The 25177-nt window shown below is 68.9% G+C and carries 24 protein-coding genes and 1 pseudogene; 8 read left to right on the forward strand and 17 right to left on the reverse strand.

The features are described 5' to 3' along the window. Positions 1 to 40 precede the first annotated feature (40 nt). Complete coding sequence (locus FHR72_RS06715) at positions 41 to 1285, forward strand: HNH endonuclease signature motif containing protein (RefSeq protein ID WP_183467136.1); 1245 nt, start codon at positions 41 to 43, stop codon at positions 1283 to 1285. Here the strand turns inward: FHR72_RS06715 and FHR72_RS06720 are convergent. From FHR72_RS06720 to FHR72_RS06740, 5 genes and pseudogenes are all read right to left on the reverse strand, one after another. Next, positions 1282 to 2031 (reverse strand): SDR family NAD(P)-dependent oxidoreductase, encoded by a 750-nt coding sequence (locus tag FHR72_RS06720; RefSeq protein ID WP_183467137.1) that lies wholly within the window; start codon positions 2029 to 2031, stop codon positions 1282 to 1284. The genes FHR72_RS06715 and FHR72_RS06720 overlap by 4 nt on opposite strands. A gap of 7 nt (positions 2032 to 2038) precedes the next feature. Then, positions 2039 to 2972, reverse strand: a pseudogene (locus FHR72_RS06725) (class I SAM-dependent methyltransferase). Positions 2973 to 2975: 3 nt separating this feature from the next. Beyond that, positions 2976 to 3887: a class I SAM-dependent methyltransferase gene (locus tag FHR72_RS06730; protein ID WP_183467138.1), complete on the reverse strand. Its 912-nt coding sequence runs from the start codon at positions 3885 to 3887 to the stop codon at positions 2976 to 2978. A 27-nt stretch (positions 3888 to 3914) separates the two neighbouring features. Next, entirely contained in the window at positions 3915 to 4841 is a 927-nt protein-coding gene (locus tag FHR72_RS06735) for a class I SAM-dependent methyltransferase (protein WP_183467139.1), read from the reverse strand. Between the two features lie 12 nt (positions 4842 to 4853). Then, on the reverse strand, positions 4854 to 5780 hold the full coding sequence (locus FHR72_RS06740) for a class I SAM-dependent methyltransferase (protein ID WP_183467140.1): 927 nt from the start codon (positions 5778 to 5780) through the stop codon (positions 4854 to 4856). Positions 5781 to 6029: 249 nt separating this feature from the next. Here FHR72_RS06740 and secY point away from each other — a divergent pair, with 249 nt between their 5' ends. The 4 genes from secY to FHR72_RS06760 are packed head-to-tail and all read left to right on the forward strand — an operon-like array spanning position 6030 to position 9284. Then, positions 6030 to 7367, forward strand: coding sequence for a preprotein translocase subunit SecY (gene secY / locus FHR72_RS06745; protein WP_183467141.1), 1338 nt, complete (start codon positions 6030 to 6032; stop codon positions 7365 to 7367). A 15-nt stretch (positions 7368 to 7382) separates the two neighbouring features. After that, complete coding sequence (locus FHR72_RS06750; RefSeq protein WP_183467142.1) at positions 7383 to 7928, forward strand: adenylate kinase; 546 nt, start codon at positions 7383 to 7385, stop codon at positions 7926 to 7928. Further along, positions 7929 to 8735 carry a type I methionyl aminopeptidase gene (gene map, locus FHR72_RS06755; protein WP_183467143.1) on the forward strand — a complete coding sequence of 269 codons (807 nt, stop codon included), beginning with the start codon at positions 7929 to 7931 and terminating at the stop codon, positions 8733 to 8735. 39 nt (positions 8736 to 8774) lie between these two features. After that, complete coding sequence (locus FHR72_RS06760) at positions 8775 to 9284, forward strand: MarR family transcriptional regulator (protein WP_183467144.1); 510 nt, start codon at positions 8775 to 8777, stop codon at positions 9282 to 9284. Here the strand turns inward: FHR72_RS06760 and FHR72_RS06765 are convergent. Continuing rightward, positions 9281 to 10495: a GAF domain-containing sensor histidine kinase gene (locus FHR72_RS06765; protein WP_183467145.1), complete on the reverse strand. Its 1215-nt coding sequence runs from the start codon at positions 10493 to 10495 to the stop codon at positions 9281 to 9283. The genes FHR72_RS06760 and FHR72_RS06765 overlap by 4 nt on opposite strands. Next, the gene (locus FHR72_RS06770; protein WP_183467146.1) at positions 10492 to 11151 is read right to left on the reverse strand and encodes a response regulator; all 660 of its coding nucleotides are present in this window, start codon (positions 11149 to 11151) and stop codon (positions 10492 to 10494) included. Before FHR72_RS06770 ends, FHR72_RS06765 begins: the two co-directional genes overlap by 4 nt. A 105-nt stretch (positions 11152 to 11256) precedes the next feature. On the opposite strand from FHR72_RS06770, the gene FHR72_RS06775 reads away from it, so the two are divergent. After that, positions 11257 to 12027 carry an HAD hydrolase-like protein gene (locus tag FHR72_RS06775; protein ID WP_183467147.1) on the forward strand — a complete coding sequence of 257 codons (771 nt, stop codon included), beginning with the start codon at positions 11257 to 11259 and terminating at the stop codon, positions 12025 to 12027. A 36-nt stretch (positions 12028 to 12063) separates the two neighbouring features. Further along, complete coding sequence (locus FHR72_RS06780) at positions 12064 to 12627, forward strand: TetR/AcrR family transcriptional regulator (RefSeq protein WP_183467148.1); 564 nt, start codon at positions 12064 to 12066, stop codon at positions 12625 to 12627. A 61-nt stretch (positions 12628 to 12688) separates the two neighbouring features. Here FHR72_RS06780 and mmsB read toward each other — a convergent pair whose 3' ends face one another. From mmsB to rfbB, 5 genes are all read right to left on the reverse strand, one after another. After that, on the reverse strand, positions 12689 to 13570 hold the full coding sequence (gene mmsB / locus FHR72_RS06785; protein ID WP_183467149.1) for a 3-hydroxyisobutyrate dehydrogenase: 882 nt from the start codon (positions 13568 to 13570) through the stop codon (positions 12689 to 12691). A 15-nt stretch (positions 13571 to 13585) separates the two neighbouring features. Next, a complete protein-coding gene (locus FHR72_RS06790; protein WP_183467150.1) occupies positions 13586 to 14749 on the reverse strand; it encodes an isobutyryl-CoA dehydrogenase in 1164 nt (387 codons plus the stop codon). 21 nt (positions 14750 to 14770) lie between these two features. Beyond that, positions 14771 to 16291 carry a CoA-acylating methylmalonate-semialdehyde dehydrogenase gene (locus tag FHR72_RS06795; RefSeq protein ID WP_183467151.1) on the reverse strand — a complete coding sequence of 507 codons (1521 nt, stop codon included), beginning with the start codon at positions 16289 to 16291 and terminating at the stop codon, positions 14771 to 14773. A 104-nt stretch (positions 16292 to 16395) separates the two neighbouring features. Continuing rightward, positions 16396 to 17004: a dTDP-4-dehydrorhamnose 3,5-epimerase family protein gene (locus FHR72_RS06800; RefSeq protein WP_183467152.1), complete on the reverse strand. Its 609-nt coding sequence runs from the start codon at positions 17002 to 17004 to the stop codon at positions 16396 to 16398. Beyond that, the gene (rfbB, locus tag FHR72_RS06805; protein WP_183467153.1) at positions 17001 to 18008 is read right to left on the reverse strand and encodes a dTDP-glucose 4,6-dehydratase; all 1008 of its coding nucleotides are present in this window, start codon (positions 18006 to 18008) and stop codon (positions 17001 to 17003) included. The genes FHR72_RS06800 and rfbB overlap by 4 nt, the downstream gene beginning before the upstream one ends. Positions 18009 to 18095: 87 nt before the next feature. Between rfbB and FHR72_RS06810 the strand changes: the two genes are divergently transcribed. Beyond that, a complete protein-coding gene (locus FHR72_RS06810; RefSeq protein ID WP_183467154.1) occupies positions 18096 to 18785 on the forward strand; it encodes an LpqN/LpqT family lipoprotein in 690 nt (229 codons plus the stop codon). 5 nt (positions 18786 to 18790) lie between these two features. Here the strand turns inward: FHR72_RS06810 and FHR72_RS06815 are convergent, their stop codons facing one another. Genes FHR72_RS06815 through FHR72_RS06835 form a run of 5 tightly spaced genes read right to left on the reverse strand, consistent with a single transcriptional unit; the run spans position 18791 to position 25119 of the window. Next, the gene (locus FHR72_RS06815) at positions 18791 to 19660 is read right to left on the reverse strand and encodes an LLM class F420-dependent oxidoreductase (RefSeq protein WP_183467155.1); all 870 of its coding nucleotides are present in this window, start codon (positions 19658 to 19660) and stop codon (positions 18791 to 18793) included. Positions 19661 to 19674: 14 nt separating this feature from the next. Further along, entirely contained in the window at positions 19675 to 20529 is an 855-nt protein-coding gene (locus FHR72_RS06820; RefSeq protein ID WP_183467156.1) for an LLM class F420-dependent oxidoreductase, read from the reverse strand. Between the two features lie 4 nt (positions 20530 to 20533). Further along, positions 20534 to 22009 carry an ATP-binding protein gene (locus FHR72_RS06825; RefSeq protein ID WP_183467157.1) on the reverse strand — a complete coding sequence of 492 codons (1476 nt, stop codon included), beginning with the start codon at positions 22007 to 22009 and terminating at the stop codon, positions 20534 to 20536. Between the two features lie 13 nt (positions 22010 to 22022). Continuing rightward, positions 22023 to 23444, reverse strand: coding sequence for an ATP-binding protein (locus FHR72_RS06830; RefSeq protein WP_183467158.1), 1422 nt, complete (start codon positions 23442 to 23444; stop codon positions 22023 to 22025). A 10-nt stretch (positions 23445 to 23454) separates the two neighbouring features. Next, complete coding sequence (locus tag FHR72_RS06835; RefSeq protein WP_183467159.1) at positions 23455 to 25119, reverse strand: NAD(P)/FAD-dependent oxidoreductase; 1665 nt, start codon at positions 25117 to 25119, stop codon at positions 23455 to 23457. Positions 25120 to 25177 lie beyond the last annotated feature (58 nt).

The raw sequence follows: 25177 nt of genomic DNA on the forward strand, positions 1-25177 counted from the left end.
GAGGGGCCGACGTGTCGGACCCTGCTGCCAGAATGGCGGCATGTCCTCGACCGCAACACCTTTGGCCGCTCGCCCGGCCGAGCGGTTGGAGGTGCTGTTCGAGGAGATCGCGGAGATCACCGGCCAGCGCAACGCGATCGATGCCCGGCTCGTCGAGATCGTGGCCGAAATCGAGCGTGACCAGCTCTGCGGGATGACCGGTGCGCGTTCGGTCGAAGCGCTGGTGGCCTGGAAGGCGGGCACCACGCCGCGCAACGCGCAGACCGTCGTCGCGGTCGCCCGCCGTCTGGAGGAGTTCCCTCGCTGCGCCGAGGTGATGCGGGAGGGTCGCCTGTCGTTGGATCAGGTCGGGGTCATCGCCGAGCGGGCCGCCGACGGGTCCGACGCGCACTACGCCCAGTTCGCGGCGAGCGCGACGGTCAGCCAGTTGCGGACTGCGGTGAAGCTCGAACCCCGACCCAACCCCGATCCGCGGCCTGAACGGAAGCGGTCGTTGTCGAAGACCGGTGATGAGGAGTCCACGACGTGGCGGATCACGCTGCCCCACGACGAGGCTGCGGTGTTCCATGCTGCGCTGCAGTCCCATCACGACGCGCTGGTCGCACGATGGAAGGCCGAGCACGCCGACTGCCCCGGTAACGCCGGTGAGGAGGTGCCGCCGTTCCCGACCGCGGTCGACGGGTTCCTGAGCTTGGTCACTGCCGGGTGGGATGCCGAGGTGGCGCGGCGGCCGCACGGGCAGCGCACCACGGTGGTCGTGCATGTCGATGTCGAGAAGAAGGTCGCCGCTTATCATCTGGGGCCGCTGCTCTCTGACGCCGAGCGCCAACTGCAGCTCTGCGATGCCACGTGTGAGGTCTGGTTCGAACGCCGCGGCGAGGTGATCGGGTCAGGCCGGGAAACCCGCACGATCAGTCGTAGGCTGCGGCGCGCGCTGGAGCATCGTGATCGCTGCTGTGTGGTGCCCGGCTGCGGGGCCACCCGCGGACTCCACGCCCACCACATCCGGCACTGGGAGGACGGCGGACCCACCGAACTGTGGAACCTGGTGCTGGTCTGCCCCTACCACCACCGGCTCCACCACCGCGGCGGCATCACGATCGCCGGAACCGCCCACGATCTCCGGGTCACCGACAGCGACGACGACCCTTTACCGCCAGGCCCGCTGGCCCGGCCACCCACCACAGCCCCACCCGCGGTGGCACCCTGCCCCGGGCCGACCGGTGAGCGGGCCGACTGGTGGTGGTACGAGCCGTTCCGACCACCGCCGCCGAACGGGAACTAGGCGCGGACCTCGTCGGGTTGCAACCATTCGGTGGGCCGTAACAGGACGACCTCGGGGACGATGCACGCCGTCGACAGCCGGGTGGTCATGCGCACGACCTCCGCGACGTCGCGGGGGCTGATCATCGTCGGCGCCGCGATCTGGTCGCGGTAGGCGTCGGCCATGGGGGTGTCGACCAGGCCGGGACACAGCGCGGTGGCCTTGATTCCGGAGGTGGCCAGTTCGTCGTGCAACGCCTGGGTGAAGCCGACGACGGCGAACTTGGTGGCCGAGTATGTCGACAACGTCGCCTCGCCGCGTTTTCCGGCGTTGGACGCCGTGTTGACGACCTGCGCCGAACCCCGCAGTCGGACCGCCTCTTTCAGCAACGGCAGGCATTTCGCGGTCAGCAGGACCACCGCTCGCACGTTCACCGACAGCTGGGCGTCGAGGAGTTCGGCGGTGATGTCGCCGACGGCGCTGTTGCCCGCGATGCCGGCGTTGTTGACCAGGAGGTCGAGGGAACCGAACTCCGTCTGGTGACCGGCGGCGATCTGGTCGAGAAAGGCCTCTTCGGACACCGAGCCGACGACGGTGCGGATCCGCGCGGGTTCGTCCGTGACGGATTCGGCTGCGGCGGACAGCTTTTCGCGATCGCGGCCGACCATGGTCACCGCGAAGCCCTCTTCGAGCAGGGCGCGGGTCACGGCGAGGCCGATGCCGCCGGAGGCGCCGGTGACGATCGCGCTGCGTGGTGTGTCGGTCACCCGACGATTAGACACGCCCCGCGCGGGAGCTGCCGCCCAGGGTCGCTCTGACGTAGACGATCTCGCCGAGGGGATCGGTGTCCTCGGCATCCTGGGGGAGGGGACGGCCGTACCGGGAGAACAGGTCGGCGCGCGCGGTGCCTTCGACCTCCCAGCCCTTCTCGCGCAGATAGTCCGGCACGGGGGTGCGGGCCCCGGTGTACACCAGGGACGGCATGTCGATGTCGAGGCCCTGGTCGCGCAGCGGTGCCGACAGGGCACGCGCCTTGTCGCCGTCGAAATCCACGATGCCCGGCACGTATTCGGTTGCCACTGTGCTGCCCGGTGCCGACAGCGCCGTGATCGCGTCGAACAAGGCGTCCTGGGCCTGCGGCGGCAGATAGATCAGCAGCCCTTCGGCCAGCCACGCCGTGGGCTGCGACGGGTCGAAGCCCGCCGCCCGCAGAGCCGACGGCCAATCCTCCCGTAGGTCCACCGGCACCGGCCGGTGCAGTGCTGTCGGCCCGGCCCCGAGGTCGGCGAGCGTGCGGGTCTTGAACGCGCACGTCGGGTTGATCGAGCTCGTAGACGACCGTGCCCGTCGGCCACCGCAGCCGGTACGCCCGCGCATCCAGGCCGGAGGCGAGGATGACGATCTGGTCGATGCGTGCCGACACCGACGCCAGGCAGTCATCGAAGAACCTGGTGCGCACCGCCATTCCGTCGATCATCGCCTGCGCCCGCTCCGGTGAGGTGTCCGGGAACTGCGACAGATCGATCTCGCCGTCGACCAGCTTGGTGAAGAACTCCAGGCCGACGGCGCGCACCAGCGGCGCGGCGTACGGGTCGTCGATCAGCGGGTCGGGATCGACGGTCGCCGCAGCCCGCGCGGCGGCCACCATCGTCGCCGTCGCGCCCACGCTGGAGGCCAGGTCCCACGAGTCGTCCGAGGTGCGCGCCATGGCTCAGGCGAGCTCGGCGGACAGATAACCGGAATCCCCGACCATCGCCAACAGGTCGTCGGTGACCGGCTCGAGGCCGTTGAGGGTGTAGGCCTCGTTGCTGGTCAACACCGTGGTGCGCCACCCCTGGGCACTCAGGTGCTCGGTGGCCGACCGGCGATCCCCGCTGTAGAACAGCTCCGAGAGGTCGATGTCGCTGCCGTGCCTGCGGGCCCGCTCGGTCATCGCCTTCGCCCAGTCGCCGGTCAGCGCCTTGGCGTCCATGTGCTCGGTCGCCAGTCGGCTCCCCGGCGCGCTGAGCGCAGTGATGTTGTCCAGCAACCGATCCTGGGCCTCGGGCGGCAGATAGATCAGCAGCCCTTCGGCGATCCACGCCGTCGGCTGCCCGGGGTCGAACCCGGCCTCGCGCAGCGCTGCCGGCCAGTCCTCCCGCAGGTCGATACCGACCGTCCTGCGGTCGGCGGCGGGCGCGGCGCCCGCGTCGGACAGGACGCGGGTCTTGAACTCGATCACGGCGGGCTGGTCGATCTCGTAGACGACGGTGCCTGCCGGCCATTCCAGGCGGTACGCCCGGGTGTCCAGACCCGAGGCCAGGATGACGGCCTGGCGGATACCGGCGGCAGCCGCATCGGTGAAGAAGTGGTCGAAGAAGCGGGTGCGGACGGCGATGTGGCTTTTCATCTGCTCGGCGCCGAAGAGCGGATCGTCCTCGGAACCGACGCGGAAGTCGATCTCGCCCTTGGCCACCTGGACGAAATGCGGTACTCCGACGGCCTCGACGAGCAGTTCGGCGTACGGATCGTCGATCAACGAATCGGGGCCCCGGCTGGCGAAGGCCCGCGTCGCCGCGACCGACGTCGCGGTGGCGCCCACGCTGGAGGCCAGGTCCCAGGTGTCACCCTCGGTGCGTGCCATGGTCTTCCTCTCCTCGTGCTGGTGTGATCATGCCGGTGTGACCGCCGTCAGCGCCATCGAATCACGCAGCGCGGCAAGCTCTTCGGTGACCCGGAACTCGCGGCCGTAACGCGCGAACACGTCCGGCCGGGGCTCGGCGCTGACCTGCCAGCCGAGCGCGGCCAGGTAGTCCGCCGGGGGTGTGCGCGCTCCGGTGTGGAACAGGTCGGCGACGTCGGGGATGCCGGCACCGAAGCCGTGGCCCTGCCACTGGTCCCGCAGCGCGCGGGTGCGCTCGCCGATGCTCGCCCCGGCGTCCGGGTGGTACTCGGTGGCCAGCCGGCTGCCCGGCGCACTGAGCGCGGTGATCGCGTCGAACAGCCGGTCCTGAGCCTCGGGCGGCAGGTACACCAGCAGTCCCTCGGCGATCCACGCCGTCGGCGCCGATGTGTCGAAGCCGGCCTCCTTCAGTGCCGCCGGCCAGTCCTCGCGCAGATCCACCGCGACGGTGTGCAACGACGCCGTCGGCGTCGCGCCGAGGGCTGCGAGGGTCCCGGTCTTGAACTCGATCACCGCGGGCTGGTCGATCTCGAACACCGTCGTACCCGCGGGCCAGTCCAGCCGGTACGCGCGGGAGTCCAGGCCGGAGGCCAGGATGACGGCCTGCCTGATCTGCGGCGGCCCGGCGGCCATGGCATCGGCGAAGAAGTCGTCGAAGAACCGGGTCCGGACGGCCATCACGTCGGTCATCAACCGGGCGGCACCGGAATCGTCACCGCTGTCGAACGTGATCTCCCCGTCGACGATCTTGGTGAAGAACTCGACGCCGACCGCACGCACCAGCGGTGCGGCGAACGGATCGTCGATCAACGGCTCGGGTTCGCGGCCGGCCACCGCGCGAGCGGCGGCGACCATCGTCGCCGTCGCCCCGACGCTGGAGGCGAGATCCCAGGTGTCACCCTCGGTGCGCGCCATGGCGTCGGCCGACTACTTGGCCGCGCTGACGTACACGACCTCGGCGAAGCCCTCGTCGCTGTCCAGCGGGACGAGGCCGTAGCGCTCCAGCAGGTCGTTGGTCGGAGTGCCTTCGACGGTCCAGCCCTGACCGCGCAGGTACTCGGTGACGTCGTTGCGGTCACCGAGGAAGACGAGCTCGGAGAAGTCGAGATCGAATCCGTGACTGCGCCAGGCGTCGGTCGACTGCTGCATCTTCTCGCGCAGTTCCTCCTGATCGGCGTCGTGATGCGACGGCACCGATTCGACGGCCAGCCGGCTGCCGGGCGCGCTGAGTTCACCGATCGTGTCCAGCAGCCGGTCCTGTGCGTCCGGGGGCAGGTAGCCCAGCAGGCCCTCGGCGATCCAGGCTGTCGGCGCGGCGGAGTCGAAGCCCGCCTCGGCCAGCGCGGCGGGCCAGTCGTTGCGCAGGTCGACCGCGACCGTCTTGAGATCTGTCGACGGGTGGGCGCCGAGCCCGGCCAGCGTGGTCGCTTTGAACTCGATGACCTCGGGCTGGTCGATCTCGAAGAGCGTCATGTCGGACGGCCACGTCAACCGGTAGCCCCGCGCGTCCAGGCCGGAGGCGAGGATGACCGCCTGACGGACCCCCGCGTCGACGGCATCGGCGAAGAAGTCGTCGAAGAACCGGGTGCGCGCGGCCATGCCGTCGGCGAACCGGCTCATGCCGACAGGGGATTGGCCGGAGTCCTGGGTGTCGAGATCTTCGGTCGTCAGTTCGCCGGAGGCCAGGCGCGTGAAGAAGTCGACGCCGACGGCCCGCACGAGCGGCTCGGCGTACGGATCGTCGATCACCGGCTGGTCGGCGCGGGAGGCCACCGCACGGGCGGCGGCGACCATCGTGGCCGTGGCCCCGACGCTGGAGGCGAGGTCCCAGGTGTCGTTCTCGGTGCGTGGCATCGTCACCCCTTATTAATTAGACGAGTTAACAACCTGGCCGACTGTACGCCCCGAATCTGGAAGGTGACTGAGACGCACGATTCGGGCGGGGGAACATGCAACTGTTAGTCTCGTAGACTGTTCGAACGCGCGACGTGCGCAGGCTGTTTTGCCTGCTCGTGCCGTCGCGCACACGACTTAACCACGACGCTGGCACGCCAGCCACACGAGCACGCCGCGATCGACACCCCGGCCGTGCAGGAGGAAAGAGTGCTCTCGGCTTTCATCTCGTCCCTGCGGACAGTCGATCTACGGCGAAAGATCCTGTTCACCCTGGGCATCGTGGTCCTCTACCGGGTCGGTGCGTCCATCCCGTCCCCGGGCGTGAACTACCCCAACGTGCAGCAGTGCATCGCACAGGTCAGCGGCGGTGAGTCGGGGCAGATCTACTCGCTCATCAACCTGTTCTCCGGCGGCGCGCTGCTGCAGCTCTCCGTGTTCGCGGTCGGCATCATGCCCTACATCACCGCGAGCATCATCGTGCAGCTGCTCGGCGTGGTGATCCCGCGCTTCGAGCAGCTCCGCAAGGAGGGCCAGGCGGGTCAGACCAAGCTCACGCAGTACACCCGCTACCTGGCGATCGCATTGGCGGTCCTGCAGGCCACCAGCATCGTGGCGCTCGCGGCCAACGGCGGCCTGCTGCAGGGCTGCTCGCTGGACATCATCCAGGGCCAGAGCGAAGGCCTGAACATTTGGACGCTGGCCGTCATCGTCATCGTCATGACCGCGGGCGCCGCCCTGGTCATGTGGATGGGCGAGATGGTCACCGAGCGTGGCGTCGGCAACGGTATGTCGCTGATCATCTTCGCCAGCATCGCCTCCGCGATCCCCGGTGAAGGCAAGAACATCCTCGACAGCCGCGGCGGCATGGTCTTCGCGCTGGTCTGCCTGGCCGCACTGCTGATCGTCATCGGCGTGGTCTTCGTCGAGCAGGGCCAGCGCCGCATCCCGGTCCAGTACGCCAAGCGCATGGTCGGCCGCAAGATGTACGGCGGCACCTCGACCTACCTGCCCCTGAAGGTCAACCAGGCGGGCGTCATCCCGGTGATCTTCGCGTCGTCGCTGATCTACATCCCGCACCTGATCACGCAGCTCATCACCAGCGGCAGTTCGACGCCGAGCACCGGCTGGTGGCAGACGTTCGTCGCGGACTATCTGACCGACCCGAGCAGCCCGGTCTACATCGCGATCTACTTCGGCCTGATCATCTTCTTCACCTACTTCTACGTCTCGATCACGTTCAACCCCGAAGAGCGTGCCGACGAGATGAAGAAATACGGCGGCTTCATCCCCGGTATCCGCCCGGGCAAGCCGACCGCCGAATACCTGAGCTTCGTCCTGTCGAGGATCACCCTGCCGGGCTCGATCTACCTGGGCGTCATCGCCGTCCTGCCGAACCTGTTCCTGGAGATCGGCAACACCGGGTCCGTGCAGAACCTGCCGTTCGGCGGCACCGCGGTCCTGATCGCCGTCGGCGTCGGCCTCGACACCGTCAAGCAGATCGAAAGCCAGCTGATGCAGCGCAACTACGAGGGTTTCCTGAAGTGAGAGAGGGTTCTTAAGTTGAGAATCGTGTTGTTGGGACCGCCGGGCGCGGGCAAGGGAACACAGGCCCAGAAGCTGGCCGACAAGCTCGGCGTCCCCCACGTCTCCACCGGCGACCTGTTTCGCTACAACATCAGCAACAACACCGAGCTGGGTGTCGAGGCCAAGAAGTACCTCGACGCCGGCGACCTCGTCCCGGCGACGCTCACCAACGCGCTGGTCGACGACCGTCTCGATGACGACGACGCCAAAGAGGGATTCATCCTCGACGGGTTCCCGCGCTCGGTCGAGCAGGCCAAGGCGCTGGCCGACATGCTCGACAAGCGCGGTCTGACGCTCGACGCAGTCCTGGAGTTCCGGGTGCCCGAAGAGGAGCTGGTGGACCGGTTGAAGGGCCGCGGCCGCGCCGACGACACCGAAGACGTGATCCGTAACCGGTTCAAGGTCTACCGCGACGAGACCGCCCCACTGCTGGACTTCTACTCCGACGACCTCAAGACGGTCGACGCCGTCGGTGAGCTCGACGAGGTGTTCGAGCGTGCGCTGAAGGCCCTCGGCCGCTAGATGGTCTCACTGCCCGGACTGCGCAGCCGCAAGGTCGTTCCCCAACGCACCGCGGGTGAGCTGGACGCGATGGCGGCCGCCGGCGCCCTGGTGGCGGCGGCGCTCAAGGCGGTCCAGGCTGCTGCGGCGCCCGGGGTGTCCACGCTGGACCTCGACAGGGTCGCCGAATCCGTGATCCGCGACGGCGGCGGGGTGCCGTCGTTCCTCGGCTACCACGGCTTCCCGGCCACGATCTGCTCGTCGGTCAACGACCGCGTCGTGCACGGCATCCCCGACGCCGACGAGAAACTCGTCGCCGGGGACCTCGTGTCGATCGACTGCGGCGCGATCCTCGACGGCTGGCACGGCGACTCGGCGTTCACGTTCGGCGTCGGCGCGCTCATCCCCGCCGACGACGCACTGTCCGCGGCGACGCGCGAGTCGATGGAGGCCGGGATCGCGGCCATGGTGCCCGGCAACCGGCTGACCGACGTCTCGCACGCCATCGAGAACGGCACGAAGGCGGCCGAGACCCGCCACGGACGCAGGTTCGGCATCGTCGCGGGCTACGGCGGCCACGGCATCGGTCGCGAGATGCACATGGACCCGTTCCTGCCCAACGAGGGTTCGCCCGGCCGCGGGCCCTACCTCGCCCCCGGATCGGTGCTGGCGATCGAACCGATGCTGACGCTCGGAACCAGGAAGACAGCCGTCCTCGACGACGGGTGGACCGTCGTCACGACCGACGGGTCGCGCGCCGCGCACTGGGAGCACACCGTCGCGGTGACCGACGACGGGCCCCGCATCCTGACCGCGCGCACCGACTGAGCTGATTCGCGGCTGCTGAAAAAGCGGCTATAAAGGGGCGTGCCCTCACACCAGCGTGCCGACAAGCGCGACCCGATCGCGGTCGCCCGGGACAACTGGGACCGGTCGGGTTGGGGCGATGTCGCCGACGGCATGGTGGCGGTGACCTCGGTGATGCGGGCCCACCAGATACTGCTGGCCCGCGTCGAGACCGCGTTGCGGCCCTACGATCTGAGCTTCTCGCGCTACGAGCTGCTGCGGCTGCTGGCATTCAGCCGCACCGGTGCGCTGCCGATCACCAAGGCCTCCGACCGCCTGCAGGTGCACGTCACGAGCGTCACCCACGCCATCCGGCGGCTGGAGGCCGACGGTCTGGTGGAACGCCTGCCCCACCCCACCGACGGCCGCACCACGCTGGTCCAGATCACCGAGCTGGGGCGCTCGACGGTCGAGGACGCGACGGTGACCCTGAACAAGGATGTCTTCGGCGACATCGGGATCTCCGACGCCCAGTCGCGCACCCTGGCCGAGGCGATCGAGACCCTGCGCCGCAGCGCGGGCGACTTCTAACGGTCCGCGCCCGAGGGCAGCGGGATCGTCGCCGTCACCGCGGTGCCGTTGCCCGGACGCGACCGGATGTTGAGTCTGCCGCCGACGATCTCGGCGCGCTCGGCCATCGACAGCAGCCCGTAGCCGCCCATCTCGTCGCTGCCGAGCGGGTGTTCCAGCGTGTCGAATCCGACCCCGTCGTCGACGATCTCCAGCCGCGCGACCCCGCCGTTGTCGGACCTGTCGACTGCGAAGGTCAGCCGGGCATGGTCGGCCCTGGCGTGTTTGACCACGTTCTGCAGGCATTCCTGCGCGATGCGGTAGAGCGCGAGTTCGATGTGGTCGGGCACGCGGTCCTCGGCGAGCTCGACGTCGATGGCGATCTGGGGGATCGACCTGGCCAGGCTGGCGAGTCCGCCCGACAGGCCGAGGTCGTCGAGCACCGGGGGCCGCAGGCCGCTGATGGCGGCACGGGCCTCCTGCAGCGTCAGATCGATGAGTTCGCGCGCACGGTCCAGTTGTTCGGTCAGCGCGGCACGGTCGTCGGGGGACTTCGCCGCCTGCGCGGCGGCATCGAGCCGGTAGGACAGCGTGACCAGGCGCTGGGAGATGCCGTCGTGGATGTCGCCGGCGAGCCGTCGGCGTTCCAGCTCCTGGGCTTCGATCACCTGCTCGACGAAGTTCTCGTGCGCGCGTTCGCGGGCCACGAGCTGGCGGTGCAGACGGGCCTGGTGCATCGAGCCCGCGATCAGCCGCCCGATCACCAGCAGCAGTTCGACATCGCGGTCACCGAAGTCGCGCTCGGCCACGGTGTGCACGTTGAGCACCCCGACCAGCCCGCCCGGGTCGGTCTGCATCGGCACCGACACCATCGACGTGAAATCGCGGCCGCGCAGCGACCGGAACGGCAGGTAGCGCGGGTCGGACTCCTTGTCCTTGCGGATCACCACCGGTTCCTGGTGGCTGGCCACCCAGCCCGAAATGCCCTGTCCCAGCGGCAGTCTGATCTTGCCGACCTCGGAGTCGAACGGCGGGGTCGCACCCGCGAGGGTCAGCGAGCGCTCGGTGTCGTCGAGCACGTGCACGAAGCACACGTCGCTGTCGGTGGCCGCGGTGATCATCCGGGCGGCTGCGGCGGCCAGTGGCTCGACGCCGGGTCCGCTGGAGGCGGCCTCGATGAGTTCACGCAGCAGCGCGAGCTCTCGGTCGGCGGTCAGCACGGGGCGCGTCACTGGTAGATGCCTTCGCGCAGGGCGGTGGCGACCGCACCGGTGCGGTCGCTGACGCTGAGCTTGCGGTAGATCGAGCTGAGGTGGGTCTTGACGGTCTCGTCGCCGATCACGAGTTTGGCGGCGATGGCCCGGTTCGACAGCCCGTTGACCACGAGCGCGAGGATCTCGCTCTCGCGCTGGGTCAGTCCCCGGCGGGCGCCGGGCCAGAACTCGTCGCGCTGCATGCGCGCGGCGGTGTCGGCCGCCCTGGCCGCCATGCTCGGGTCGATCGCGGTCTGGCCGGCGTGGACCAGCTCGAGCTGCTTGACCAGTTCCTCGCTGCTGATGCTCTTGAGCAGGTACCCGGAGGCGCCGACCCGGAGCGCCTGGAAGAGATACTGCTCGTCGTCGTAGACCGAGAGCATCACGACTTTGCGGTCGGGTTCGCGCTGCCGCAGCTGCGCGCAGACGTCCAGTCCGCTGGACCCCTGCATCCGCACATCGCACAGCACGATGTCGGGATCCAGATCGGCGACCACACTCATCACCCGGTCGGCGCCGACCGCCTGCCCCACCACCGTCACCCGGCTGCCGAAGGCCGCGAGCATCGCCTTGAGCCCCTCGATGACCATCTCGTGGTCGTCGACCAGCACGATGCGCACCGGGTCGGCAGCCATGGCCCCACCATAGGGCCGCAGCGGCCGGTCTCCCCCCAACTTGGCCCGGAGAATCCCCCGCACGGGGGAAGCGACGCCGCTGTGACGTGGGACACCATTTGATCCGTGCAACCCACACAGCAGAAAGCATGGCGCGCCGGTCGGTTCTGGTGGGATTGGCCGTCCGGAGCCTCACAGCCCGGTGACGCGCAGGCCAAGCCCCTGACCAAGCTCGGCGCCGTGATCTTCGATCTCGACGCGCTCGCCGACATCGAGAACGCGGGCCACCGGCCTGCTTTCAACGCGGCGTTCGCCGAACTCGGGCTCGACATCGAGTGGTCGCCGGCCCGGTACCGGCAACTGCTGGCGCTCCCGGACGAGCGTCGCCGCGTCGCCGCCGAACTGCGCAAGCGCGGGGTCAGCAGCGAGTGCGACGTGCTCGCCGAGCTGCTCGTCGACGAGATCTGTGCGACGAAGGCGATGATCCTCGACGAGACGATCCTGGACTCCGACATCAGCGCGCGGCCCGGGATGGTCGACCTGATCGCCGAGGCCTACGGCGCCGGCGTCGGGGTCGGGGTCGTGAGCTGCGGCCACCACACCTGGGTGGAACCCCTGGTACGCCAACTGATCGGTGAGGGCGTGGCGGGTGCGGTGGTCACCGCCGACGACGTCCCGCGCGGTGCGCTCTACCGGACCGCGCTGGCCGAACTCGGTGCACGGGCCCACGATTCGCTTGTGTTCGCGGGGTCGCAGGCGAGTCAGCGCATGGCCACGGCCGCCGGACTGCCGACGATTCTCGTCGACGGCGCGGAGGCGACCCCGCTGCGCGTCGCCGACTGTCAGCGCATGCACGACAGCTGGCACGAGACGCACCCGCGCCCCACCGCCGCCTGACGTCTCCGTCGTGCGCGGGGGCATATCCTTGCGCGAATGACAACGGGCCGGTCGCGCAATGCGCCGCAGACGCGCGCCGACATCCTGACGGCGGCCCGCCTGCGGTTCGGATCCGAGGGGTATCAGGGGACCACCCTGCGGGCCGTCGCCTCCGACGTCGGGGTGGATCCCGCGCTGATCATCCGGTACTTCGGCAGTAAGCAGGAGTTGTTCGCCGAGGCCGCGGAGTTCCGGCTCGACCTGCCCGACCTGAGCACGGTCGCCACCGATGACGTCGCCGACGTCCTGCTGTCGCGGTTCTTCGCCGTATGGGAGCAGGACACCACCTTCGTCGCGCTGCTGCGCGCGGCGATGACGAGCGAGTCCGCGGTGGAGCGCCTGCGGGTGGTCTTCGCGACCCAGGTGGCTCCCGCGCTGGCTGCGGTGACCCCGGATCATCCGGCGCAACGGGCCGGTTTGATGGGCGCCTTCGTGCTCGGCTTGGCGACCACGCGGTACGTCCTCGCCAACCCCGCGGTGGCCACTCTCAGCCACGACGAGCTGATCCGCTTCGCCCGCCCCGTGATTCAGCAGATCCTGCTGGGCCCCATCGGTGAATGACGCAGCTGAATGATGCAGCTGAATGATGCAGGGGGAGTGATGCAGGCGAGCCGACGAGGCCTCAGCCGCGCAGGGCTTCGATGATCGCGCTGAAGTCCAGCGTCGCGTGGGTCGGATCGGACTCTGCGAACCTGGCGTAGATCTCGGCGGCATGGGTGCCCAGCGGCGCCGACGATCCCGTGGAGTTCACAGCGTCCATCGCCAGCCCGAGGTCCTTGTTCATCAGCGCCGTCGCGAAGCCCGGCTTGAAGTCGTTGTTGGCAGGTGACGTCGGGACAGGGCCCGGCACAGGACAATTCGTGTGCACTGACCAGCAGTTGCCGGTCGCACCGGTGATGACGTCGAACAGCGACTGTGCGGGCAGCCCGAGCTTCTCGGCGAGCACGAACGCCTCACCGATGGCGATCTGCTGCACCGCGAGCACCATGTTGTTGCACAGCTTCGCGGCCTGGCCGGCCCCGGATGCGCCGCAGTGGATGATCTTGCCCGCCATGGGTTCCAGGACCGGCTTGGCGCGTTCCACCGCCTCGTCCTCGCCGCCGACCATGAACGCCAGCGTGCCTGCGGTCGCGCCCTTGATGCCGCCGGAGACCGGGGCGTCGAGCTGGGCGAGCCCGCGCTCGATCGCCTGGGCGTGGATGCTGCGTGCGTCGTCGACGGAGATCGTCGACGTATCGATCAGCAGCGCACCGTCTTTGGCGGCAGGCAGGACCTCGGCGTAGGCGGCCTTCACGATGGCGCCGTTGGGCAGGGACGTGATGACGACGTCGGCGTCGGCCACCGCGGCGGCGCCACTGTCGTGCACGCCGATACCGTTGGCCTGCGCGGCGTCCTTCAGTGCGGCCACCGGGTCGAAGCCCTGCACGGTGTGGCCGGCCGACACCAGGTTGGCCGCCATCGGCCCGCCCATGTTGCCCAGGCCCAGGAACGCGATCGTCGTCATCTCACATCTCTCTGGTCAGATTGCGCGGGCGCGGGACGCCGCGGCGCGCCCGATGACCACCCGCATGATTTCGTTGGTTCCCTCAAGGATGCGGTGCACCCGCAGATCGCGCACGATCTTCTCCAGCCCGTACTCCCGCAGATAGCCGTAGCCGCCGTGCAACTGCAGCGCCTGGTCGGCGACCTCGAAACACGCGTCGGTGACGTGGCGCTTGGCCATCGCGCAGAGCTCCACCCGGTCGGGGTGGTCGTCGTCGAGAGCCGTTGCGGCGCGCCACAACAGGGTGCGGGACGTCTGCAGTGCGGTGGCCATGTCGGCCAGGGTGAAGCGGATGGTGGGCTCGTCGAGTAGCGAACCCCCGAACGCCTGCCGGTCGGCCAGGTACGACAGGGCCTTGTCGTAGGCGGCCTGGGCGCCGCCGAGCGAACACGCCGCGATGTTGATGCGCCCGCCGTTGAGCCCCTTCATCGCGATGCCGAAGCCGCTGCCCTCGCCCTCGGCGCCACCGAGGATGGCGTCAGCGGGGACCCGCGCCCCGTCGAAGACGACCTGCGCGGTGGGCTGAGCGTTCCAGCCCATCTTCTCCTCGTTGGCCCCGAAGCTCAGCCCCGGTGTGTCCTTCGGTACGACGAACGCCGAGATGCCTTTCGGCCCTTCGCTTCCCGTGCGTGCCATCACGACGTACACGTCCGAGGATCCGGCACCGGAGATGAACTGCTTGACTCCGTCGAGCACCCATTCGTCACCGGAACGCACCGCCTTGGTCCGCAGCGCGGCCGCATCGGAACCGGCCCCGGGTTCGGTCAGGCAGTAGCTCGCGATGGCGTCCATCGAGGCCAGCTTCGGCACCCAGGTCTTGCGCTGCTCCTCGGTGCCGAAGCTGTCGACCATCCACGCGCACATGTTGTGGATCGACAGGAACGCCGCCATCGTCGGGTCGGCGGTGGCGAGCTGCTCGAAGATGCGCACGGCGTCGATGCGGCGCAGTCCGCTGCCGCCGACGTCGTCGCGGCAGTAGATCGCCGCCATCCCGAGTTCGGCGGCCTCCCGCAGCACGTCGGTCGGGAAGTGGTGCGTCTGGTCCCACTCGAGAGCGTGTGGCGCCAGCCGCTTCTCGGCGAACGCGGCCGCCGTCTCGGCGATGACCCGCTCGTCGTCGTCCAGCCCGAAGAGATCCATGCTCGCAGTGTTCTCGGCCGGTTATTTCATCGTGGGGATGACGAACTCCGCGCCATCCTTGATGCCCGACGGCCAGCGCTCGGTGACGGTCTTTACCTTGGTGTAGAACTGGATCGACGCCGGCCCGTGCTGGTTGAGGTCACCGAAACCGGAACGCTTCCAGCCGCCGAAGGTGTGGTAGGCCACCGGAACCGGGATCGGCACGTTGACACCCACCATGCCGACCTGCACGCGGGAGACGAAGTCGCGGGCCGCGTCGCCGTCGCGGGTGAAGATCGCCACCCCGTTGCCGTACTCGTGCTCCGAAGGGAGCTTCAGCGCCTCTTCGTAATCGGTGGCGCGCACGATGCACAGCACCGGGCCGAAGATCTCGTCGGTGTAGATCGACATGTCGGTGGTGACATGGTCGAACAGGGTGGGGCCGATGAAGTAGCCGCCCTCCAGGCTGTTGTCGTCGAAGGTCATCTCGTCGCTGGCGCGTTCACGTCCGTCGACGACCAGTTCGGCGCCGGCCTCGACACCCTGACCGATGTAGTCGCGGACCCGCTCCAGGGCCGCGCCGGTGACCAGCGGCCCGTAGTCGGCCTTCGGGTCCAGGCTGTGGCCCACCCGCAGCTGATTCACCCTCTCCACCAAGCGGTTACGCAGACGGTTGGCCGTCTCCTCCCCGACGGGGACCGCGACGCTGATCGCCATGCACCGCTCACCGGCGCTGCCGTAGCCCGCGCCGATCAGGGCGTCGACGGCCTGGTCGAGGTCGGCGTCGGGCAGCACGATCATGTGGTTCTTGGCGCCGCCGAAGCACTGGGACCGCTTGCCGTTGGCCGCGGCCGTCGAATAGATGTACTGCGCGATGTCCGAGCTGCCGACGAAGCCGACGGCCTGGATGTCGGGATGGTGCAGGATCGCGTCGACCGCCTCCTTGTCGCCCTGCACGACCTGGAAGACACCGGCGGGCAGGCCGGCCTCGAGGAACAGCTCGGCCAGGCGCACCGGAACCGACGGGTCGCGCTCGGAAGGCTTGAGGATGAACGCGTTTCCGCACGCGAGCGCGGGACCGGCCTTCCACAGCGGGATCATGGCGGGGAAGTTGAACGGGGTGATGCCCGCGACCACACCGAGCGGCTGGCGGATGGAGTACACGTCGATGCCGCCGCCGGCGCCCTCGGTGAATTCACCCTTGAGCAGATGCGGGATGCCGATCGCGAACTCGATGACCTCGACGCCGCGCTGAATGTCGCCCTTGGAGTCGGCGATCGTCTTACCGTGCTCCAGGCTCAGCAGCTCGGCCAGCTCGTCGACGTTCTGGTTGACCAGGTCGATGAACTTCATCATCACGCGGGCGCGGCGCTGCGGGTTCCACGCGGCCCACTCCTTCTGCGCCTCGACGGCCGTGGCCACCGCGGTGTCGACGTCGGCGGTGCTGGCCAGCAGCACCTGGGCCTGCACCTCGCCGGTGCTCGGGTTGAGGACATCGGCGGTGCGTGTGGACGCCAGCTCGCTGCGCTTGCCGTCGATGAAGTGGGGGATCCGTGTGGACATGCTCAAGCCTTCCAGAGAGTCCGAGCTGAGATACTTGGACATCCTAGTAATGCACCTCACGGCTCCGCAAGACTCCGGCGGTGAACCCGCTCTCGATTCCCGTGTCAGCGATGGCGTCGGCGCAGCTCGTCGGCGAAGGCCTGCGTCTGGTCCCAGGTCGGGAGCAGTCCGCGGTCCTGCACCTGCGCGAGGGAGGGGGCGTCGCGGTCGCGATCGGACAGGATCGGCTCGGCGTCCCACGGCCAGTCGATGGCCAGGTCGGGGTCCAGGGGATTGATGGTGTGTTCGCGCGCGGGGTCGTAGCCGGCCGAACACAAATAGTTCACCACGCTGTCGTCCTGCAGTGCCAGGAACGCGTGTCCGAGGCCCTCGGACAGGTAGACCGCGCGATGCGACCCGTCGTCCAGCGTCACCGCGTCCCACCTGCCGAACGTCGGTGACCCCACACGAATGTCGACCACGACGTCGACGACCGCCCCGCGCATACACGTCACGTACTTCGCCTGGCTCGGCGGCAGCTGCGCGAAGTGCACGCCGCGCAGCACGCCGGCCTGGGACACCGAACAGTTCGCCTGCCGCAGATCGAGCCGGTGCCCGGTCATCGAGGTGAACCCGTCGTCGGTGAACCACTCGAAGAACGCCCCCCGCGGGTCGGCGTGGACGACGGGCGTGACCTCCCACGCCCCGGGAACCGCGAGCTCGCGGACGTTCACTGCCGCCGGCCCTCATACGTCGACTCCACGGCGTCTTTGAGCGGCGCCCACCAGGATTCGTTGTCGCGATACCACGCGATCGTCTCGCGCAACCCCGCCTCGAAGTCGGTGTGCACCGGCCGCCAGCCCAGCTCGTCGCGCAGCGGCCCGGGGTCGATGGCGTAGCGCAGGTCGTGTCCGACCCGGTCGGTGACATGGTCGAAATCGTCGGGCGAGCGGTCCATCAGCCGCAGGATCGTCTGCATCACCGACAGGTTGTCGCGTTCGCCGTCGGCACCGATCAGGTAGGTGCGGCCGACCGCCCCGTCGGCCAGGATCCGCCAGACCGCGCTGTTGTGGTCGTCGACGTGGATCCAGTCGCGCACATTCGCGCCGGTGCCGTACAGCTTGGGGCGCCGCCCCGTCAGCACGTTGGTGATCTGGCGTGGGATGAACTTCTCCACGTGCTGGAACGGCCCGTAGTTGTTCGAGCAGTTCGACAACGTGGCCGCGACCCCGTAGGACCGCACCCACGCCCGCACCAGCATGTCCGAGGCGGCTTTGGTCGCCGAGTACGGGCTCGACGGGTTGTACGGCGTCGACTCGGTGAACCGCGCGGGATCGTCGAGGCTCAGGTCGCCGTACACCTCATCGGTCGAGACATGGTGCAGCCGAATCGGTTTCGAGGCACTCGCCTGCCGCACCGCTTCCAGCACGGTGAATGTTCCGAGCACGTTCGAGCGGACGAACGGCTCCGGATCGGCCAGGGCGTTGTCGACGTGAGTCTCGGCCGCGAAGTGCACGACCGCGTCGGAGTCGGCGACGAGCCTGGTCACGACGCCGGCGTCGGTGAGGTCGGCCTGTTCGAGACGGATGTCGGAATCCACCCCGGCCAGCGCCTCGCGGCTCCCCGCGTACGTCAGCGAGTCCAGCACCGTGACGCGCACCTCGGGGCGCTCCCGCACCGTCGCGCGGACGAAGTTGGCGCCGATGAACCCCGCCCCGCCGGTGACCAGCAACCGCATGCCACCGACCCTATCTAGTCCAATCGATCGTGAAATCCGCGTCCGTGTGTTTCTCTCGAACTCGTCCGTCGACGCGAAGGGGACGACATGCGCTCTCCCGCATCACCGAGTGCCCTCGCGGCGGCCGGCCTCGCCGTCGCCCTCGTCGTCGCAGGCTGTGGGTCCGGCGGGGAGGACGCCGCGTCCTCGGCCCCGCCGGAAACGTCGGCGGCGGAATCGTCGGCGGCCGGATCGCCGCCCGCTGCCGCGGCCGATGGTCAGACGGTCGCGGAGTATTTGACCGCCAACGGCGTCACGCAGACCCTGGTCACGCGCGGCGACGCGGAAGCCCCCGAGCTCGGCCTACCCATGCCCGAGGGCTGGGCCGACGTGGGCGGCGACATCCCGAAAGACGCCTACGGAGCCATCTACCTCGCCGCGGCGAAGGGCACCCCGAACCCGCCGGCGATCATCGCCCGCATGGCACGGCTGGAGGGCGGCACTTTCGACCCCGCAGAGATCCTCGACCTCGCGCCCAACGCGCTGACGCGGCTGCCCGGCTGGTCCGGGCCCGACGCCGGGAACGCCGGCACCCTGGACGGGTTCGACGCGACGGCGATCGCCGGGCGGGCCCAGATCGACGGGGCGCCCACCTTCGTGGCCCGCAAGACCGTGGTGATCCCCGGCCGGGAACACACCTATCTGCTGGCCCTGGACGCCCAGGGACCCATTAATCAACAGCAGGCGCTGACCGACGCGATGGCGGTCATCGATGAGGAGACGACGATCAAACCCTGACCGGGTCAGCCGGTGATGCCCAGCGGGCCTGCCAGCTCTTCGAGCGTCGACAGCAGCTCGTCTTCCCCGCCGAGCACCTGGATCGCCACATGGTCCGCGCCGGCCGCGAGATGCTCGGACAGCCGCGCCGCGATCTGGTCGGGGGACCCGTAGGCCACGACGGAGTCGATGAAGCGGTCGCTACCGGGTCGGACGAGGTCCTCCTCGGTGAATCCGAGCCGCTTCCAGTTGTTCAGGTAATTCGACAGGCCGAGGTAGAAGTCGACCGTCTCGCGGCCGATCTCGCGGGCCCGGTCCGCGTCGTTGGTCAGCACCACCTTGTGTTCGGGCGCCAGGAACACCGTCGGACCGAGCTGCTCGCGGGCCTGGCCGGTGTGCACGGGCGTCGTCAGGTACGGATGGGCACCGGCGCTGCGCTGCGCCGCGAGCTTGAGGACCTGAGGACCCAGTGCGGCCACCACGCGGCGGCTGGTCGGCACCTTCGCGGTGTCCAGCTTGTCGAGGTACTGCACCAGCGCGTCGTACGGCTTGGTGTACTCCTGGGTGTGCTCGGGATGGCCGACGCCGACGCCGAGCAGGAACCGGCCGGGGAACGCGTCCTCGATGCGGTGGTAGGACTCCGCCACCTCACCGGCCTCGGCGGTCCAGATGTTCACGATCCCGGTCGCCACCTGCAGCGTCTCGGTCTTCTCCAGGATGGGTTCGACGAACGCGAGGTCAGCGGCCGGAGACGCGCCCACCCAGACGGTGCCGTAGCCCAGCTTCTCGATCTCCACCGCTTGCTCGGGAGACACCGGCGCACCGGTCCACACCCCGTAGCGGCCCTGTGCGGGCTTCAGCGAAGGACCGTCGGAGTTGTCGTCAGCCTCGGTCATCGTTCCCCATTTCGTCAGGTCCCCTTCAGTCCCAGAGGTCCGGCCAGTTCGGCCAGCGCAGGCACCAGCTTCTCGGAACCGGTCAGCACCTGCACGGGCACGTGGTCGGCGCCGGCGTCGAGGTGCTCCCTGAGCCGGGCCGCGATGGCGTCGACGGTGCCGTAGGCGACGACGGCGTCCACCAGACGGTCACTACCCGGTTTCGCGACGTCCTGATCACTGAATCCCAACCGCTTCCAACTGTTGAGATAGTTGGCCAGGTTCAGGTACACCTCCAGGGCCCTGCGCCCGACCTCGCGGGCCTTGTCCGCGTCCGCCGGATCCGGAGCACTCAGGATCACCTTGTGCTCGGGGGCCAGGAACGCCTCGGGCCCTATCAGCTCCCGCGCCCTGGCGGTGTGTTCGGGGGTGGTCAGATACGGGTGCGCTCCGGCCGAGCGGGCGGCCGACAGTTGCAGAACTCTGGGTCCGAGCGCGGCCACCACGCGGCGTCCCTTCGGCACCCTGTGTCGGTCGAGGGCGTCCAGGTACTCGACCAGCGCGTCGATCGGCTTGCGGTACTGCTGGTGCGCCTCGGGGTGGCCGACGCCGATACCGAGCAGGAACCGGCCGGGGTGGGCGGCCTCGATGCGGTGGAACGACTCGGCGACGGGACCGGCCTCGGCGGTCCAGATGTTGACGATGCCGGTGGCCACCTTCAGCGTGGTGGTGGCGTCGAGCAGTGGTTCGACCCAGTCGAGTTCGGCAGGCGGCGACCCGCCGACCCACACGGCGCCGTACCCGAGCGCCTCGATCTCAGCGGCCTGCTGGGGGGTCACCCCGCGGCCGAAGGACCCGAAGGAGCCGAGGTCGGGCTTCGCGTCGGTCATCGGGTCAGTCCTCGTCGCGGCCGACGGCGGTGTAGTTCTCCGGAGCAGGAGCCTGCAGCGGCAGGCACACGCTGAACGTCGTGTCACCCGGCTGCGACTGCACCGACAGGTTGCCCTTGTGCTTCTCCACGACGATGCGCCACGCCAGATCCAGGCCGAGCCCGGTGCCTTCCCCGAACGGCTTCGTGGTGAAGAACGGTGTGAAGATGCGCTCGATGATGTCCTCGGCGATGCCGGGGCCGTCGTCGTTGATCTCGACCCGGATCATGTCCTCGTTCTCCCGCATCGTGCGGATCGTCAACGTGCCCTGGCCGTTCATCGCCTGGATCGCGTTGTCGATGAGGTTCGTCCACACCTGGTTGAGATCGCCCGGGTAGCAGAGCAATTCGGGCAGCGTCTTGTCCTTATCCCAGACCAGGTTCACCTTGTCCTTGCCGAGCTTGTCCCCGAAGATCGTCTTGACCGTGCTGAACAGCAGCTCGTGGATGTTGATCTTCTGGTACTCGGCGCGATCCATCTGCGAGTACTGCTTCGCGCCGGCCAGCAGCGCCGAGATGCGCTTGCTCGCCTCGGCGATCTGATTCATCAGCAGTTCGTTGTCGATGGTGTACTTCAGCCAGCCGATCGCGCCGGGCAGTGTCGCCGAGCAGTCGACGTCGTCGATCGAGGCCTCGACACGTTCGAGCCAGTCCACGTCGAGGCCGGCCTCGACGAAGGTCGGGGCGTAGTCCCAGGCCGACGAGATTCCGTGGGATTCGAGCCAGTCGCCGATCTGGTCCTCCCGGTCGGCGGTCTCCAGTGCGGTGAGCTCCTGGGCCTTCGACTTGGCCACCTGCTCGGCGACCTCGTCCTGGATGCTGATCAGCACCCGCAGCGCCTCAGGGGTGAATTTGCCGTCGGCGAGCATGGCAAGTTTGTGCCGCATCTTGCCCACGCCCTCGCGCAGGTCGGCCACGGCGCGGGCGGTAGCGCCGGCCGGGTTGTTGAGCTGGTGGGTCAGCCCCGCCGACAGCTGGCCGAGAGCCAGCAGCTTCTCCCGGGTGTCGATGATCTGACGTTGGCGCATCCCGCCGACCATGTGCCCCTCCAACAGGTGCACGGCCATCGGGAACTCCCGCTGCATGAACGACGCGAAGGCCGACGCGTCCAGCACGAAGAAGCGCGATGGGCGGGTGACCCGTACGGAGGCCTGATAGACCGGGTCCTCGCCGGGGATGTAGGCCGACCACGCGCCGCAGTACACACCGCGCTGCGAGGTCCGGTTCGTCTCGATGTCCACCCCGCCGGAGCGCTTCGACATCACCAACTCGCCGTCGATCAGCACGTAGAAGCAGGTCGCCGGATCACCCTCGGTGTGGATGGGCCCCGGCTCGAACGTGGCGATGTGCCCGTTCTCGCACAGGGTCTGCAACTGTTCGTCGTTGAGCTTCTCGAACAGGAACAGGCTGCGGAGCTCGTCGGGCAGACACTTCTCGCCCATGGCTGGGTCCTTCCTATGCCTCGGCAGCAGGAGTGAGGGGCAGTGACGTAATGAAACGCGTATCGCCCGGGTTTGATTCCGCCCACAGACTGCCGCGATGGCGATCCACGATGCGAGCGGCGATGTCCAGGCCCAGACCGGTGCCCTCACCGAACGGCTTGGTGGTGAAGAACGGGTCGAAGATGCGGGCCAGGAGATCGTCGGGGATCCCCGCGCCGGAGTCGCACACCTCGACGCGGACCATGTCCTGTTCGCGGCGGGTGCGCAGGGCCAGCACCCCGGGTGCGTCGCCGAGCGCATCCAGTGCGTTCGCGATCAGATGCGTCCACACCTGGTTCAACTCGGCCGGATAGCAGGGCAGCGCGGGCAGCGCCGGATCGAAGTCGCGGACCACCTCGACGCCGTCGAGACGGTGCGAGAACATCGCCAGCGTCGCCTCCAGCAGTTCGTGGACGTCGGAGGTGTCCCACGGCGCGCGGTCGAGCTGGGTGTACTGCTTGGCCTGGCCGACGAGGGTGTTGATGCGCCGGGTCGCATCGGTGATCTCGGTCAGCAGCAGCTCGGTCTCGGCGGTGCCGGCCAGCCAGCGGATGACGGGGGTGAGCCGGTTGGGGGTGGCGCAGCACGGCGAGGCCGAGATGCGTTCCATCCAGTCGATGTCGAGGCCGGCCTCGGCGAAGGTGGCCGCGTGCTCCCACGCGTCGGCCACACCGCGGTCCTCCAGCCACTGGCCCAGCGCCTCTTCTAGATCGGACTTCTGCACCGAGGTCAGATCGCTCGGCTTGCCCGCGAGTTCGGCGACACGATCCTGCAGTTCGACCAGGGATGTCATCGCCTCGGCGGACAGCGCCGCCTCGGGGACCTCGGCGCGGCGGTGGCGCAGACCGGCGATCTGCGTGCGCAGCCCGTTGGCCGCGCGCACCGCGGCCGCGGCCGGGTTGTTCAGCTCGTGGGTCAGCCCGGCCGTCAGCTGGCCCAGCTGGACGAGCCGGTCGTGCGGGCCGAGGATGCGGCGCTGGTGGAACCGGCCGTGGGAGTGCCCCACCAGCAGATGGGTCGCCATCGGGAACTCCCGGACGAGGAAGTTGCCCAGCACGGTCGCGTCGAGGATCAGCAGCCGGGACGGCCGGGTCAGCGTCGCGGTGTTCTCGTAGGTGGTCTCCTCGTCGAGCAGGAACGCCGACCACGCACCGCAATACGACCCCGGCGTGGACGCCCGCCAGATGTCGATGTCGCGGGCGCCGGATCGCTTCGACAACGCGATCTCGCCGTCGAGCAGCACGTAGAAGGACGCCGCGGGCTCACCTTCGCGGCACAGCTGCCCGGCCGGGAACGTCTCGACGCGGCCGTTGGTGCACAGCGACATCAGCTGGGCATCGGTGAGCCCCTCGAAGAGGAACAGGTCGCGAAGCTCGTCGATGTTGCACGTGGTCATGCGGGACGGCTTACGTCTCGGCCAGATACCGGTGCACGAGCATCACCGCCATGGAGCCCTCGCCGACGGCGGCCGCCACCCGCTTGGCGGACTCCGCCCGGACGTCGCCGGCGACGAACACGCCCGGCACGCTCGACTCCAGGTGGTGCGGCGGGCGTTCCAGCGTCCAGCCGCTCACGTCGCGCAGATCGGGCCCGGACAGGATGAAGCCGTGGTCGTCGCGCACGACCACGCCGTCGAGCCAGTCCGTGCGGGGCTCGGCGCCGATGAAGATGAACATCCGCCCGCACTTGTGCTCTTCGCGCTCACCGGTCTGGGTGTTCTCCAGGCAGATGCCCTCGAGGTGGCCGTCGCCCTTGACCGCGTGCACGACGGTGTTCGGCATCTCCCGGATGTTGTCCTGCGCCCGGATCTGCTGAATCAGGTAGTGCGACATGGAATCTTCGAGCGTGCGCCGGATGACGATGTTCACCGTCTTGGCGGTGCGGGCCAGGAACATCGCGGCCTGCCCGGCCGAGTTGGCGCCTCCGATGACGAAGACCTCGTCGTCGTCGCATTCGGCCGCCACCGACGCCGTCGCGCCGTAGTACACGCCCGCACCGGTCAGTCCGTCGCACCCGTCGGCGGCCAGCTGCCGGTACTCGACGCCCATCGCCAGGATGACCGCACGGGTGCCGATCGTGCGGCCGTCCGAGAGATGGATGGTGCGCGCGTTGCCGTCGACCTCCAGCTTGGTCACCTCGGCGGCGGTGATCAGCTCGGCCTCGAACTTCTCGGCCTGGCGCCGTGCGCGTTCGGCCAGCTGCGCGCCGGACAGGCCGTCGGGGAAACCGAGGTAGTTCTCGATGCGTGAGCTCTGCCCGGCCTGCCCGCCGGTCGCGGTGCGCTCGATGAGGACGGTCTTGAGGCCCTCCGAGGCGCCGTACACCGCGGCGGCCAGGCCCGCGGGCCCGCCACCGATGACGACCAGATCGTAGAAGTCGCCCGACGGTGTGGTCGTCAGGCCCAGCGTCGCGGCCAGCTCGGCGTCGCTCGGGTCGACCAGCGTCTCGCCCTGTTCGGTGATGACCACCGGCAGCGTCAGACCGTCCTGGCCCGCAGCCTCCAACAGTGCGGCGCCCTTGGGTTCGTCGGACCGGAACCACGTGTAGTACAGGCGGTTTCGGGCCAGGAACTCTCGCACCTCCGAGGAGCGTGCGCTCCACGGGTGGCCGATGATCTTCGTGTGCGGAATGGCCCGGTCGCCGGTGGACCGCCACGCATCGATCAGGGCGTCGATCACCGGGTAGAGCTTCTCCTCCGGCGGATCCCACGGCTTGAGCAGGTAGTGGTCGAGGTCGACGACGTTGATCGCGTCGATGGCGGCGTGGGTGTCGGCGTAGGCGGTCAGCAGCACGCGGCGGGCCATCGGGAAGATGTCCATCGCGGCTTCCAGGAACTCGATGCCACTCATCTGCGGCATCCGGTAGTCGGCGACGAAGACCGCCACCGTCTCCCCGCGCAGCTTCAGTTCGTTCAGCGTCTCCAGCGCATCGGGTCCCGACTCCGCACGCACGATGCGGAACTTCTCGCCGTAGTGCCGACGGAGGTCGCGCGCCACGGCACGCGACACCGCGGGATCGTCGTCGACGGTCAGGATCACGGGTTTTCGGGGCTGGTGCTCAGGTCCAGTCATCACGATAAGTATGCGCCCGTTGTCCAGCCGAAATCGGGGTGGCGACGTTCAGGGACTT

Origin of the sequence: Mycolicibacterium iranicum (genome assembly GCF_014190915.1) — a bacterium.
Taxonomy (GTDB): domain Bacteria; phylum Actinomycetota; class Actinomycetes; order Mycobacteriales; family Mycobacteriaceae; genus Mycobacterium; species Mycobacterium iranicum_B.

Coding starts and splice junctions, on each gene's coding strand:
- FHR72_RS06735 (WP_183467139.1), bottom strand. CDS start 4,841: ATGGCGCGCACCGAGGGTGACACCTGGGATCTCGCCTCCAGCGTCGGG.
- mmsB (WP_183467149.1), bottom strand. CDS start 13,570: ATGACGACGATCGCGTTCCTGGGCCTGGGCAACATGGGCGGGCCGATG.
- FHR72_RS06835 (WP_183467159.1), bottom strand. CDS start 25,119: ATGACTGGACCTGAGCACCAGCCCCGAAAACCCGTGATCCTGACCGTC.
- FHR72_RS06830 (WP_183467158.1), bottom strand. CDS start 23,444: ATGACCACGTGCAACATCGACGAGCTTCGCGACCTGTTCCTCTTCGAG.
- FHR72_RS06730 (WP_183467138.1), bottom strand. CDS start 3,887: ATGGCACGCACCGAGGGTGACACCTGGGACCTGGCCTCCAGCGTGGGC.
- FHR72_RS06740 (WP_183467140.1), bottom strand. CDS start 5,780: ATGCCACGCACCGAGAACGACACCTGGGACCTCGCCTCCAGCGTCGGG.
- rfbB (WP_183467153.1), bottom strand. CDS start 18,008: ATGCGGTTGCTGGTCACCGGCGGGGCGGGGTTCATCGGCGCCAACTTC.
- FHR72_RS06825 (WP_183467157.1), bottom strand. CDS start 22,009: ATGGGCGAGAAGTGTCTGCCCGACGAGCTCCGCAGCCTGTTCCTGTTC.
- FHR72_RS06820 (WP_183467156.1), bottom strand. CDS start 20,529: ATGACCGACGCGAAGCCCGACCTCGGCTCCTTCGGGTCCTTCGGCCGC.
- FHR72_RS06790 (WP_183467150.1), bottom strand. CDS start 14,749: ATGGATCTCTTCGGGCTGGACGACGACGAGCGGGTCATCGCCGAGACG.
- FHR72_RS06780 (WP_183467148.1), top strand. CDS start 12,064: ATGACAACGGGCCGGTCGCGCAATGCGCCGCAGACGCGCGCCGACATC.
- FHR72_RS06795 (WP_183467151.1), bottom strand. CDS start 16,291: ATGTCCACACGGATCCCCCACTTCATCGACGGCAAGCGCAGCGAGCTG.
- FHR72_RS06770 (WP_183467146.1), bottom strand. CDS start 11,151: ATGGCTGCCGACCCGGTGCGCATCGTGCTGGTCGACGACCACGAGATG.
- FHR72_RS06715 (WP_183467136.1), top strand. CDS start 41: ATGTCCTCGACCGCAACACCTTTGGCCGCTCGCCCGGCCGAGCGGTTG.
- FHR72_RS06810 (WP_183467154.1), top strand. CDS start 18,096: ATGCGCTCTCCCGCATCACCGAGTGCCCTCGCGGCGGCCGGCCTCGCC.
- FHR72_RS06815 (WP_183467155.1), bottom strand. CDS start 19,660: ATGACCGAGGCTGACGACAACTCCGACGGTCCTTCGCTGAAGCCCGCA.
- map (WP_183467143.1), top strand. CDS start 7,929: ATGGTCTCACTGCCCGGACTGCGCAGCCGCAAGGTCGTTCCCCAACGC.